This window comes from Paludibaculum fermentans (assembly GCF_051172195.1).
In the GTDB taxonomy this organism is placed as follows: Bacteria; Acidobacteriota; Terriglobia; order Bryobacterales; family Bryobacteraceae; genus Paludibaculum; species Paludibaculum fermentans_A.
Map to the genome: position 1 here is coordinate 4621757 of NZ_JBPJAQ010000001.1, position 13251 is coordinate 4635007.

At 63.7% G+C, this 13251-nt stretch carries 10 protein-coding genes; 3 read left to right on the forward strand and 7 right to left on the reverse strand.

Annotated features, from left to right (window positions below):
- The first annotated feature begins 1 nt into the window (after position 1).
- Positions 2–1189, forward strand: a complete 1188-nt coding sequence (locus tag ACR9Y2_RS18620) for an ectonucleotide pyrophosphatase/phosphodiesterase (RefSeq protein ID WP_435043058.1) — start codon at positions 2–4, stop codon at positions 1187–1189.
- A gap of 14 nt (positions 1190–1203) precedes the next feature.
- Here the strand turns inward: ACR9Y2_RS18620 and ACR9Y2_RS18625 are convergent, their stop codons facing one another.
- The 5 genes from ACR9Y2_RS18625 to glpK all read right to left on the reverse strand — a co-directional run bounded on the left by ACR9Y2_RS18625 (position 1204) and on the right by glpK (position 9557).
- Complete coding sequence (locus ACR9Y2_RS18625; protein ID WP_435043059.1) at positions 1204–2409, reverse strand: deoxyhypusine synthase family protein; 1206 nt, start codon at positions 2407–2409, stop codon at positions 1204–1206.
- 198 nt (positions 2410–2607) lie between these two features.
- Positions 2608–4482 (reverse strand): outer membrane beta-barrel protein, encoded by a 1875-nt coding sequence (locus ACR9Y2_RS18630; RefSeq protein WP_435043060.1) that lies wholly within the window; start codon positions 4480–4482, stop codon positions 2608–2610.
- Positions 4483–4514: 32 nt separating this feature from the next.
- Positions 4515–6479, reverse strand: a complete 1965-nt coding sequence (locus ACR9Y2_RS18635; protein ID WP_435043062.1) for a WD40/YVTN/BNR-like repeat-containing protein — start codon at positions 6477–6479, stop codon at positions 4515–4517.
- A gap of 28 nt (positions 6480–6507) precedes the next feature.
- Positions 6508–8070 carry an FAD-dependent oxidoreductase gene (locus ACR9Y2_RS18640; RefSeq protein ID WP_435043063.1) on the reverse strand — a complete coding sequence of 521 codons (1563 nt, stop codon included), beginning with the start codon at positions 8068–8070 and terminating at the stop codon, positions 6508–6510.
- Complete coding sequence (glpK, locus tag ACR9Y2_RS18645) at positions 8067–9557, reverse strand: glycerol kinase GlpK (RefSeq protein ID WP_435043064.1); 1491 nt, start codon at positions 9555–9557, stop codon at positions 8067–8069. Before glpK ends, ACR9Y2_RS18640 begins: the two co-directional genes overlap by 4 nt.
- A 97-nt stretch (positions 9558–9654) precedes the next feature.
- Here glpK and ACR9Y2_RS18650 point away from each other — a divergent pair, with 97 nt between their 5' ends.
- A complete protein-coding gene (locus ACR9Y2_RS18650) occupies positions 9655–10284 on the forward strand; it encodes a histidine phosphatase family protein (protein WP_435043066.1) in 630 nt (209 codons plus the stop codon).
- Between the two features lie 80 nt (positions 10285–10364).
- Here ACR9Y2_RS18650 and ACR9Y2_RS18655 read toward each other — a convergent pair whose 3' ends face one another.
- Both ACR9Y2_RS18655 and ACR9Y2_RS18660 read right to left on the reverse strand, forming a co-directional pair.
- Positions 10365–11261 (reverse strand): aldo/keto reductase, encoded by an 897-nt coding sequence (locus ACR9Y2_RS18655; RefSeq protein ID WP_435043067.1) that lies wholly within the window; start codon positions 11259–11261, stop codon positions 10365–10367.
- Positions 11262–11502: 241 nt separating this feature from the next.
- On the reverse strand, positions 11503–12213 hold the full coding sequence (locus ACR9Y2_RS18660; RefSeq protein WP_435043068.1) for a hypothetical protein: 711 nt from the start codon (positions 12211–12213) through the stop codon (positions 11503–11505).
- A 239-nt stretch (positions 12214–12452) separates the two neighbouring features.
- Between ACR9Y2_RS18660 and ACR9Y2_RS18665 the strand changes: the two genes are divergently transcribed.
- A complete protein-coding gene (locus tag ACR9Y2_RS18665; protein ID WP_435043070.1) occupies positions 12453–13061 on the forward strand; it encodes a class I SAM-dependent methyltransferase in 609 nt (202 codons plus the stop codon).
- Positions 13062–13251: the final 190 nt, after the last annotated feature.

Below are 13251 nucleotides of genomic sequence, written 5' to 3' on the forward strand. Positions count from 1 at the left end.
CATGTCTCGATTCCTGGTTTGGGCTTTGGTGCTGTCCGGTCTTGTGCTGCAGGCCGCTCCGCCGGTTTTGGTCATCGCCCTGGACGGCTTCCGGTGGGATTACGCCGAACGCGAGAAGGCGTCCAACCTCCTGGAGCTGAAGCAACAGGGCGCTGCCGTGGACAGCCTGATCCCCGCCTTCCCCTCGACTACGTTCCCCAACTTCTACGCCATCGCGACGGGGCTCTATCCCGAGCACCACAACGTGGTCGGGATGATGTTTCGAGACCGCGGTCGGCAGAAGAACTTCCAGTACTGGAGGGATTCCAGCGAAGGTGCCTGGTATGGCGGCACGCCCATCTGGCTCTTGGCCGAGCAGCACGGCGTCAAGGCGGCAACCTTCTTCTGGCCGGGTACCGACGCCGGGATCCAGGGCCGCAACCCCAGCTACTTCAAGAAGTATGACGGGCGTATCCCGAACGAAACCCGCGTGAAGCAGGTCCTGGATTGGCTGCAGTTGCCTGAGGGGCAGCGCCCGGGCCTCGTGATGGCCTATTTCTCGGACGTCGATGGCAAGGGACACGCACTGGGTCCGGATGCGCCGGAAACCAGGGCTGCGATCGCCGCGCTCGACGAGCTAACGGGTGAACTCGTGCGGGCCGCGCGCGCGATCCATCCAGGCATGAACATCGTGGTGCTGTCGGATCACGGGATGACCGCTGTGGCCGGCCACCTCAACCTCACCAGCCGGGCCGATTTCAAAGGCTGCGTGGCGGCTAACGAAGCTCCGATGACCATGCTCTACTGTGACGATCCGGAGCGGGTGCGTGCCGAGCTGATCAGGAACGCGCCCGAGGTGGACGTCTACCGGCGGGCCGAGGTCCCGGCCCATCTGCACTACCGTGACAATCCAAGGATCGGCGATCTGGTGGTCATTCCGAAGACCCCGCTGATCATTGAAATCGTGCCGCCCGGCGACACCGACTCCAAGGTGATTCCGCAGTTGAAGGGCATGCACGGCTACGATCCGGAGAAGTACCGCGACATGCGCGGCATCCTCATTGGCGTGGGGCCCGCCTTCCAGGCCGGCAAGACCACAGACGCGGCCAGGACGGTGGACGTGTTTCCGCTGCTGTGCCGGCTGCTGGGATTGACCCCGCCCGCGAAACTGGACGGCGATCTGAACCGTGTGAAAGCCTTGCTTCGCTAGCGGAGTGCTCCTGCTTACGCCAGCGGGTAGTCGAGGGTCTCGGCCAGCCACTCGCGATTCTCTTTGACGGCGAGCACCAGCTTCTTCAACAGCTCATCCCGCTTTTCGAACAGCCGGTAGCCCGCTCGCGGCCGCAGATAGCCCTTCGCCTTGGGGTGCTTTGCGAAGAGCGTCTCCTCGCCAAGTTCCTCCCGCAGGCGCTCATAGCGCGCCCGGTTGTCCAGCAGCGCCTTGACGAGGAATGGCAGCAGCATGGAGTAGTCCGCCTGCATGCTCTCGGTCGTCTGCTGGTAGACATTCCGGTCCACCTTGCCCCAAGTCACGGCTTCGGCCGGGAAGCAGGAGGACAGCGACCCATCGGTCACCGGAGAACTGACAATCTGGACGTCGAAGTGATACCCGCGCACGTCCGGCAGTCCCAGCACCTGGCCGAGCGCCGGTTCCGGTTGGAGATTGAAGTTCTTCGGGACGCCGCCGCCCAGCACGAAGGTTGCGAGTGCCTTGGTGTCGCTCTCAAACAGGCCCCAGTAGTGGTAGGCGCAGCTCTCGAAGACCTCGGCGTGGATGTCGAGTTCAAACTCGTAGTTCTCGAGCAGCCCGGCCTGCTTCATGGCCCACAGCTTCATTGAGTTCAGGAAGACGCTGCCGTCGCCCGGGGCGCCCACGAAGAACGGGATGGCCATCTTGTGGCACACCGCCAGCATGCCCGGCTCGACCCCATTCCGCTGCTCCAGGCTGCCAAAGCGGCGGCCCAGAAGATAGCGCAGTTCCGTGCCAGTCATCTTCTTCTGGAACTCCGGTTCCCGCAGCAGGGCCGTCAGATAGCGGTCCTGGTCCAGCAGTACATCCTCGTCGAACGCCATGTCGGTGACGCGGATGGTGTGTTCGTCGCGCAGCGCGCCGTCGTCGCCGAAGATCGGCACTTCGTGCACGGGATCGCGGCGGCCGTCCAGGCTGCGGTGGCCATCGTGGTAGCACATGGCGTCGGTGCCGCTGAGATAAGCGATCCAGCCCGTTTCCAGCAGCGGGATCAGCCACGTCTGGTGCTGGCCGGAGACCGTAATGGGGCCGGCAATGGCCATGGTCAACGGGCAGCCCATGCCGATGGCGGTGTCGAGAATCGAGTAGACACGGCGGAAGTAGGCGCCGCCGAACGCGGGCAGGCAATGCTGGATCAACTCATGCAGGCTCTGGACTTCGTCCACGCGCTTGGTGCGCACGACACGCCGGTTCTGCTGACAGGGGGACTCGGTGGAATGAGACATTTCGATGGGTACAATTTGACGCTAACACGCCCGACGGGCACGGGCGCAATGGGAAACGGCCGTACTAGCAGGGATTGGAAAACAGGGGCAAAAACAAAACCCGACCCCCTTGCGAGGGCCGGGTTTTGCGTTTTGAGGGAGAGACGGACCAGCTTATTTCGGGCAGCCGAGCCGCTTCAGTTCCTTCGGGGTCACCGCCTTGGCGCCCTTGAAGGAGTTGGGCAGTTTGGTTCCCTTGGGCACCAGCCAGACTTCCACGCGGCGATTCTGATCGGCGGTGGAGGCCATCGAACCCGGACGCTCTTTCGAGGCCGAGCGGGCGGAAGTGCCGCAGAGGGCGGGCTGCATATCGGCGACCTGTTCGGTGCCGACCCAATCGACCTTCACCCGGCTGGGATCCACATTGGCGCAGGTGCCGGTGCCGCCAGTGAGGACGGCGAGGGCGTTCAGCGCGCGCTGCTGATCGAGCTTGGAAGGTACGCGGGTTTTGGAGGCTTCGTCGTTGTCGATGTGGCCGACGAGGACGATTTCGTAGTCCGGATCAGCGGCCTTCGGCGCCAGCTCTTCCAGCAGGACGCGCTTGCCGCAGTTGTTCACGCGGCTGCTGCCCTTCGAGAAGATGACGTCGGAGAAACGGATGGACTTAGGCGTGTAGTCCACCTTCAGCGTCCCGGTGGACGTCGCGGACATGCCGCGGTCGTCGGTCACCTTGCTGGTGACGGTGACGGTCTTGGACTGGATCTTGCCACCCTGGTCGAACCGGACCGACTTCGAATCAAACGAAGTGGAGGCAGACGTCGGATTGGAGACCGTACCTTCCGTGGCGGACCACTGGAAGCTGATCGTCGAGCAGGCCGAACCGGTGGCCGAAGCGCTGAGGGCGGCGGTCTGACCATACTCGATGGCGGCCGGGTTGACCGAAATCGCGCCGATGGTCGGGGCGGTGTACTCCTGAACGTTCAGCGAGAGCGTGTTCGCCTTGGCGGTTCTGGTGGCCAGGCCCTCGGTATTGGGAGCGTCGGCCGTCAGTTCCACCATGTAGCTGCCCGGCTTGTCCGGAGTGAAGGTCAGTTCGGCGCTGTTGCTGCCGGCCGGTTGTCCGTTGACCGTCCACTTGTAGGTGATGGCGCGGCCGGCGGGATCGGTGACGTTCGAGCGGACCGTGATGGCACGGCCCTGGCACAGGGTGCCGGATCCGGCGGAAAGCGTGCCGGCATTCAATCCAGCGAGGGGCTGCGGCGGTGGCGGCGGGGCCGGCGGCGGAGCCGGTTCAGCTTTCTTGCCAATGTAGTACGTAATGCCAGCCGTAGTCTGCACGCCATTCAACATGTTGCCGCGGGGAATGTACACACCCGTGGGCGAGATGTCGGGGAGCTTAAAGGTGGGGTTCTTGGTGTACAAACCGCGAACGTCAAACCGCAGACCAACCCGGTCTGTCAGGTGGACCTTCAGGCCGCCGCCATAGTTCATGGCAGGTTGAATGTTGTTGTTCGTGTTCTGGGCGCCGTAAATCTGGTTCGCCAGGTAACGCCCTTCCGCCTTGCCGGTGTCGGTGGGGGTGATGTTGAGGGCGGAGATGCCTACGGTCAGGAACGGCCGAAATCTTGACCCACGCGGTGTCCAGTAGACAACCGGGTTCAAAGAGTACTGGTAGATGCGGTTACCGAAGCCGTAATTGGGCAAACCCGGCTGACTCGGCTTCAAAAACGTAAGGTTGTTCGTGCTGTATGTAAAGGCCTGCTCCAGGCCGACATACCGCCAGAAATTCTCGGTCACCCTGGCGCCAGCGGCGCCGCCATTATTCAGCTTCGTTCCAAGACCTTTGTCCACCTGTTGGAAGAAGCTGCCTCCTAGGAAACCATTAAGTTCCACAAAATCGGGGCGTTCATCACCCTCTGCGGCCGCTTTCTTCTTGTCCGATGCGGCCTGCTGGGCGCCGGCCGACGTACAGATTGCCATCGCCAACCCGGCCGCGACCAGAGCCCGCGACCAGGATCGATTGCTGGGACTGAGTGTCGTAAGTTTCATATTCAGGGCTTCACCTGCCTTTAATCATTATGCTACTGATCGACTGAAAGGTCTAGATAAAACATTCCCAGATCGGGAGTTAGCCCCAACAGCCGGTCCTTCTGACCCCACGCGAAAGTCAGCTTTTGGATGCTGGCTTCGGCGATTTCCGCTTGCGCCAAAGACTGCCACAGCCGGCCCCCGTTTACCGAACGGAAGACCCGGCCGAACTGCGATGCGTATACCTCATCGGCATGATCCGGCCTCACCGCGAGAGAACTCACAGTTCCGGGTTGGAGCCCGTTTTCGCGCCGCTGCCAGGTCTTGCCGCCGTCCTCGGATACAAACAACCCCTGGGCCGTGGCCACCAGCGCCAACCCCTTCGGGCCGCCGGCCAAGGCTATGTCATAGATGAGGCTCACCGGGAAAAGGATGTTCATTACTTTCCAGGAACCGCCTGAATCTTCAGACAGATACATCGCAAAGGTGGTTCGCACGGCAATCCGCCGCGGCGCGGCCGGCGAAGTATAGATCGCCTGAACGTTGTGTGGAATGTTAACGGTAGTCAGCCGGGCGGGTTGCCAAGTCTGGCCGGCGTCCGAACTCCGCAGGAGCCCCCGGTCCGTGCCGGCATAGACCAAACCCTTTTCGGGTTTGTCGCCGGAGACGCAAGCCAGCGCCAGGAGGCGGGCATCGGCGACCCCCAACCGCAGCTCTGTCCACACTTTGCCGCCGTCGCGCGACCGCAGGGCGCGGGACTCATTGCCCGCAAACAGCAGTTTTTCGTCGCCGGGACAGCCCGCCAGGCGCGTAATATGGTTGTCCCGCAATACCGTCGAATTGGCCGAAAGATTCCACGACTCTCCGCCATTCCTGCTCGAGAATATCCCGCCGCCCTCGCCATCCTGGATCACGTTGGTATAGAGCGAGCCGTCCGCGGCCGCGACGCTGATGAGGCGGCGGCTGACGAAGCCGTTATTGATGGTCCGGACGGTCTGCCCGCCGTCCTCGCTGAGCCAAAGTCCGGTGCCCTCGGCCGCGATGTAGAGCCTGTCGGGGTTCCGCGGATCGAAGGTCATGGCCAGGATGTGCAATTGATTCAGCTGTTTGAACGTCGCCCCGCCATTCACTGATTTCAGCAGCCCCAGCGTGGTGCCGGCGTAAATCACCTTGCTGTCGCCTGGCCGGATGCGGATCACATGGGTGCGGCGGTGGCTGGACGGGATGCCCTGGAACTTGGTCCAGTCGGTACCGGCCGCCTCGCTGCGGTAGATGCCGCTGCAGGCGCTGGCCAGCACCTGCTTCGGATTGGCTGGATCTATTACAATCGAAAACACATCCGAGTCATCGATCATGCCGTCGTGGATCGAGCTCCAGGTCTTGCCTCCGTCGGTCGATTTCCAGGGCAGGTGCGTGGTGCCGGCATAGATGATGTCGCCATCCAGCGGGTCGATGGCCACCGCGGTGACGCCGCGCATCTCGTGGTTGTAGGGGGCCGACAGGCGCTTCCAGGTGCGGCCGGAATCCGTACTGCCCCACACTCCGTCGCGAGTGCCCACCACCACGCGGCGCGGGTCTTTGGCCCAAATGGCCAGCGACTGGACGGAGTTGCCCGCCAGGCCGCTGCCCATCTTCCAGGTGGCGCCGGCGTCCTCGCTATACCAGACACCGGCGTACGGAGATTGCTCCACATAGAGACCGGCGAGGTACAGTTTCGGGTCGCCCGGGCTGATGGCCAAGGTCGTGACGGTGCCCAGGAAATGTCGTGGGAAGCCCAGGCGCGACCAGTGGGCGCCGCCGTCCCGGGACCGGAAAATCAATGAGTTGCGTGCACCGGCGAGCAGTGTGCCGGGTGCATTGGCATCCACGGCAATCGCCGTGGCGCTGCCGCCCCACGGACCGGAGGGCCGCCATGCCGAGGTGGATTGGGGCGGCGGGGGAACGGGGTCCGCCAAGGGCGCACTTTGGGCTTCCCATGGAGCCAGGGCCGCCAGGACTAAACCAAACAGAATGATCATTGAGCCTGTAAGTTCAGGGTAACAAAGATCACTCCGGCAGATACCGTTTCGCGACCGCAGTGAATGCGGCCACCTGGGCTGTCTGCCAAGCCGGATCCAGCCCCAGTTCCCCGGCCAACAGTTCCGCAACCCTGGGCGCCATGGCCAAGGCTGCGCGGGCATTCAGGAGGAGGGCTCGGGTCCTGCGGGCCAGGATGTCCTCCACAGTGCGGGCCATTTCCCAACGGGCGGCCCAGATCACCTCAGACTCGAGATAGGGCAGGTCGGGGTGAAGCTGAACGCCGCGGTCCGGGTGATTGCGAGCCATCTCCTGGATGGGGATCGCATCCGACCCGTAGACCTGGAGGTGCCCGAACTTCGAAGCGTAGTGGTGGTAGCCATGGATTCGCAGCCGCCGCGTGACGCACGGCCGGTCGTCCAACCCGGCCAAGACGATGGCCTGGTCGACGCAATCCTCCGCCATATGGCGGTAAGTGGTCCACTTGCCTCCAGCGATGGTGAGCAGGCCGCTGGGGTCGATGTGGATGGAATGATCCCGCGACAGTGAGGCGGTGGACCCACCGCCGGCGGCTTTCACGAGTGGACGGATGCCGGCCCACGAGCTGAGAATGTCGGTCCGGGACGGGGGCTTGTCGAGGTAGAGGGCGGAGGTCTCCAGGATGAACTGAATCTCCTGGTCCATCGGCACCGGCTCCAGGGAAACCTGGCTGATGGCGGTATCCGTGGTGCCCACCAGGGTGTGGCCATGCCACGGGATGGCAAACATGACGCGCCCGTCGCTGGTGTGCGGCACCATGATGGCGCTGTCGCCTTTCAGGAAGGAGGCGTCGAAGACGAGGTGGATGCCCTGGCTGGGCGCGACCATCGGCGCGACGGACTCGTCGGCCATGCGGCGCACGCCGTCGCTGAAGCAACCGGTGGCGTTGATCACCACGCGGGCCTCGATCTCGAAGCCGTTGCCTGTCTCCTCGTCGCGCACGAGCGCCCCGCGCACCATCCCGTCCGCGGTCTTTAGCAGGCCCTGGGCGGAACAGTAGTTCACCATGGCGGCGCCCTGCTCGGTCGCGGTCATGGCGAGGTGGATCAGCAGGCGTGAATCATCGAACTGGCCATCATAGTAGACAACGCCGCCGCGCAGCCCGTCCTGCTTCAGGGTGGGCAGGCGCTGCAGGGTCTCTTCTTTGGAAAGGTTCTTCGACGCTCCGAAGCCGTACTTGCCGGCCAACAGGTCGTAGAGCCGCAGGCCCACTCCGTAGAAGGGCGATTCCCACCACTCGTAGTTGGGGACGACGAAGGCGAGGTCGCCCACCAGGTGGGGCGCGTTCTCGCGCAGGATGCCGCGCTCCTTGAGCGCTTCCATCACCAGGGCGACGTTGCCCTGTTCCAGGTAGCGGACGCCGCCGTGGACGAGCTTGGTCGACCGGCTGGAAGTGCCCTTGCCGAAGTCGTGCTGTTCGATGAGAGCCACCTGGAAGCCGCGCGCGGCCGCATCCAGCGCACACCCCACGCCCGTGGCGCCTCCGCCGATCACCAGCAGATCCCAAGGGCCGGAGTGGGCCCTCAGCCGTTCGAGTTGTTCTGCCCTGTTCACGCTTCCTCCCAATGACGGGCGCGGGCTACGGCTCGTGTCCACTTGGCGCGCATTTCAGCCGACTGCTCCTTGGCCATCGAGGGCACAAAGCGGCGGTCTTCCTTCCACTGGCTGGAGATGATGGAGCGGCTACCGTAGACGCCTGTGGCGAGCCCGGCCAGATAGGCCGCGCCGAGCGCCGTGGTCTCTGTCACCTGTGGACGGATGACCGGGACACCCAGCAGATCGGCCTGGAATTGCAGGAGCAGGTTGTTCTTCGAGGCGCCGCCATCGACGCGCAGTTCTTCGAGTTTGATTCCGGAATCGGCCTCCATGGCGGAGACGAGGTCGGCCACCTGGAACGCGATGGACTCCAGTGCCGCCCGCGCGATGTGCGCGCTGGTCACGCCTCGGGTGAGGCCCAGCATGGCGCCGCGCGCATAAGCATCCCAATGAGGAGCGCCCAGGCCGGCGAAGGCGGGGACCAGATAGACGCCACCGTTGTCGGGTACGCTGGCTGCGAGTTCTTCCACCTCTGGCGCAGTGCGGATGATCTTGAGACCGTCGCGCAGCCACTGGACCACAGCGCCGCCGATGAAGACGCTGCCTTCGAGGGCGTACTCCGTGGCACCGCCGGTGTTCCAGGCGACGGTGGTCAGCAGCCGGTTGGTGGAGGCGACGGGCGTGGTGCCGGTCTGCATCAGCATGAAGCAGCCGGTGCCGTAGGTGTTCTTGGTGACGCCGGGCGAGAAGCAGGCCTGCCCGAAGAGGGCCGCCTGTTGATCGCCAGCGACACCGGCCACCATGATGTGTCCGGGCATGTTCTGGTGCGAGGTGGCGCCGAAGCTGCCGCTGGACGGCCGCACTTCGGGCAGCACGGCCCGGGGCACGCCGAGGATGCGGAGCAGTTCGTCGTCCCAATCTCCGGTGCGGATGTTGTAGAGCATCGTCCGCGAGGCGTTGCTGGGGTCGGTGGCATGGACGGCGCCGCGAGTGAGATTCCAAATGAGCCAGGTGTCGACCGTGCCGAAGGCGAGTTCGCCGGCTTCGGCGCGCTGGCGGGCTCCGGGTACGTTATCGAGGATCCAGCGCAGTTTGGTGCCCGAGAAGTAAGGGTCGAGCAGCAGGCCGCTGCGGGCCTGGACCTCGGGTTCCACGCCATCGCGGCGGAGCTGATCGCAGAAGCCCGCCGTGCGCCGGTCCTGCCAGACGATGGCGTTGTAGACGGGCTCGCCGGTTTTCCGGTCCCAGACCAAGGTGGTTTCGCGCTGATTGGTGATGCCGATGGCGGCGACGGCGTCGGGGGCGATGCGGGCCGAGGCCAGGGCCTCGACTGTGACGCTCAACTGCGATGACCAGATCTCGCCGGGGTCGTGCTCCACCCAACCGGCCTGCGGGTAGATCTGGGTGAATTCCTTCTGGGCGACGTTGACGATGCCGCCTTGCTCGTCGAAGATGATTGCGCGGCTCGACGTGGTGCCTTGGTCCAGTGCCAGCAGGTATGCCATGGTTGCTTGTTCTCTCTCCGAATCAGGATGCGCAGCGTGGTGGTGGAGGACCCGGAATCTGACGGCCTCCCCACGGCCATGAGAATATCAGAAGTCTATGTCCAAACCCCTTGAGATCTGGCTCATTCGGCACGGAGAAACGGCGTGGTCGCTCACCGGCCAGCACAGCGGCCGTTACGATCTGCCGCTGACGCCGCATGGTGAAGAAGAAGCCCGCGCCACCGCCCTGGCGCTGCAGGGTGTTGTGTTCGACAAGGTGATCTGCAGCCCGCTGCAACGGGCTACGCGCACGTGTGAACTCACCGGCTACCTGGCCCAGGCGCGCATCGAGCCCGACGCCGCCGAGTGGGATTACGGTGACTGTACCAGCTTCACGCAGGACCAGCTTGCGGAGAAGTACCCCGGCTGGACGATCTGGAGGGGACCTGTGCCCAACGGCGAATCCATCGAACAGATTTCGGCCCGGGCGCGGCGGGTGATTGAGGGGATCAAGGCGGAAGGCGGACGTGTTGCGGTGTTCGCGCACGGGCATTTCCTGCGGATCTTTACGACGCAGTATCTGGGGCTGGAGCCCGAACGCGGGCGGCACTTCGCGCTGGCGACCGCGGCGATCTGCATCCTGGGGGCGGAGCAGGGGGAACCGGCTATTGTGGCCTGGAACCGGAAGGGCGCAGAGAGTAGGGCTGGTGCTGCAACAACGGCGGGGCTGAAGCCCCGCGCAAGATAAATCTCGCCCCACAGGGAAATCTCGCCCCACAGGGAAATCTCGCCCCACAGGGGAATCTCGCCCCACAAAGAAGGGGGGTGTCAGGCGTTCAGGAGGCGGTTCATCCTCGCTATGGCTTCGTCGATCTCTGCGGGAGATTTGAAGCCGATGGTGGTGGCGTCGACGGCGCCGCTCTGGATCACCTTCTTCATGGCGGCCTCGCGGTCGTCGGCGTTGGTGAAGCGGCCTTCGCCGATGAGCTTCATGCCCAGCACGCCGGTGCCTTGTTTGTGCACCTGCGCGACATGGGTGAACACTTCGTTGACGTCGCCCAGGTCGTCGGTGTCGCGTGTCTGGAGCGAATCCATCTTGACTCCGCTGTGGTTGACACGCATGAGCGCGACATCCAGCCACTTGTTGCCGGGGAAGGCGCGCAGGGGCAGCAGTCCATGGCAGGAGGCGCCGTGGGCGACGATCACCTTCTTCTGTTTGACCTCGGAGAAGACGTCGCGCAGGCGCTCATGGTCAGCGCTCCAGGTGGCCGAGCGGACACAGTGCAGCAGCAGGATGTCGACATACTCCGACTTGAGCTCACGGCGGAAGCGGTCGATGGTCTCCTTGGGATCATCCTGGGTGTTCAGGCGGAACTTGGTCATCAGCCGGTAGGAGTCGCGCGGAATACCCTGGAGGGCGATGCCCAGCATTTCGGGCATGCCGCGATAAGCGTCGGCCGTCTCAAAGAACCGGATGCCGCTGTCATAGGCGTGGCGGACGAGTTTGGTGAACTGCTCCTGCCCCAACTCGCGTTGGACGCGCCCGCCAAAGGTACCCGTTCCGAAGGCGAGCCGGGTGACTTTGACGCCTGAATTGCCTAACGTCACGAAGTCTGTCGCTGCCCGTTTCGCCGGGGCGGCGGTCAGGTTCAGGCCGCCTACAGCGGCGGTGCCGGCGGCGATGGCCGCGGTTTTCAGAAAGTTGCGACGGTTGCAGTGCGCCATGGTATCGGCCTCCTCGTGGATTACTGGAAACAGTATCACAACCGCACGATAAAAACCGCCCCCTGGTCCTTCCCCTGGGTGGGCGGCCAGGCAGAGCAAGGGTAACGAGCCGGCGTTGGGGGAGCAGGCGGACGGAACTCCCCCGGTGTTGGATAGAAGGTTTGGATGTCAAAGATCGTGAGCGGGCGAGGCGCCTGGCTTCGTTTCGTGAAGTGTTGGGGCCGGGGCGGCGGGGCTGATCTTATTGCTGGGATTCCGTGTAGCGGACGAGGGGCATCCCTGCCTCTTCCGCGGCCAGATCGGCTTCGTTTTGTTCGGACTCATCGGCCTCGAATTCGGCGAGTGCTTCCTGGTTGATCTCAATGACATGGTCGATGCCCTGGGCGAGGCGAGCCTGCGCCAGGCGGGCTTCGCTGTAGTTGTCGACGTTGAGGAAATCGCCAGTGGCTTTGGTCAGGCGCGTGATTTCGGCGAAGGGTGCGCCTTCGGTGATGCCCTGGACGACGGCGGCGTGTTGCTGGAGGAGGGCGACGCGCTCGGTCTGGAGTTTGCTGAGTTCCTTCATGGCGCGATAGAGGCCGCGTTCGAGGTCGCGGCGGTAGCGGGCGTAGCTTCCGAGTTTGGGGGCGTAGGGATCGGTTTCGGCCAATGGGTTCGTTTCGGCGAGGATGAGGCTCTCGAAGGTCTCGATGCGGCGGAGGTTCCAGGTGTGGGTGAGGATGCGGTGGAAGATCTCCTCTTCGAGGCAGTCGGCGGGGCGGGTTCTGAGGCGGAGGGCGGCTTCGAGTTCGGTGAATTCGGCGCGGTCTTCGAGTGTGATGTTGAGGTGCCTGGCGCTGAAGCCATGGCGGCGGGCGTTCTGGGCGGAGCGGGCCTTGCCGTCGATTGAGACGGGGCCGGTGGACAACTGGGCGTTGGCCTGATTGGCGAGAACCTGAGCAGCGGATGACATTTCTGAAAAACTCCCTGGTAAATGAAAATGGCCGGCATGGAAGCCGGCGCGATTCCAGGGTAAAGGGTGGGGCAAGGGGTAAGGCGGGCTTTGGGGGAGGGGTGTGTTGAATCCAAAGGAAATATAGATTTGAATCCGCTGTGACTGAAGAAAGCTTCATGTGTGAATTGGGGGAGAAGTGGGGTGGGGGCGGGTGTTGAGGTTGGTGTGAAGGGTGCTGCCGCATTTACGGATTCTGAGTGCTACACTCGCGCCCAGTGGCAAGTATTGACGAGTCGAATGGCTACGAGAAAATCGCGGCGGATTACATCGCCCGGCGCGGGAGCAAGAGCGGCGGGATTGGGGCTCGGGTTGTGGCGGATTGGTCCCAGCAATTGCCCGCCGGCGGCTCGATTCTGGATGTCGGATGCGGAAACGGTATTCCGATCTCCGAGGTGCTGATTGAGCGAGGGTTCCAGGTGTATGGGGTAGATGCTTCCCAGGCGATGGTGGAGGGCTTTCGGGCTCGCTTCCCTGGTGTGCCGGTGCAGTGCTCCTCTGTGGACGATTCGGATTTCTTCGGGCGCAGTTTTGATGCCGTTGTTGCCTGGGGGGTGGTTTTTCTGCTCGCCGAGGATGCGCAGCGAAGGCTTCTGGCGAAGATCGGCGGGGTCCTGCGCAGCGGGGGGCTTTTGCTGTTCACCGCGCCTCGACAGCGTTGCAGTTGGAGCGACGCGATGACGGGAGAGCGTTCCGTTTCGCTGGGCGATGAGGAGTATCAGCGTGTTCTCGAGTCCGCGGGCCTGGTGGTGACTGGGACGGAGTCGGACGAGGGCGAGAATCATTACTACCTGGCACGGATGGATTAGTCGAGCGAGCGGTCAGCGGCTCCGCCCGTTGGCACTGCCTCGGATGGAGTCGTTTGCGCAGCTCCCGAATGGAAAGGGAGCGTAGAGGGATGGCCAGGCAGAATGTACGCCGAGCGTTGCGGGTGGCGGTGCATTTTATGCGGAAAGACATGCGCTCAATTCGTAAGTAAGGTGGTATTGTGCTTCCAAT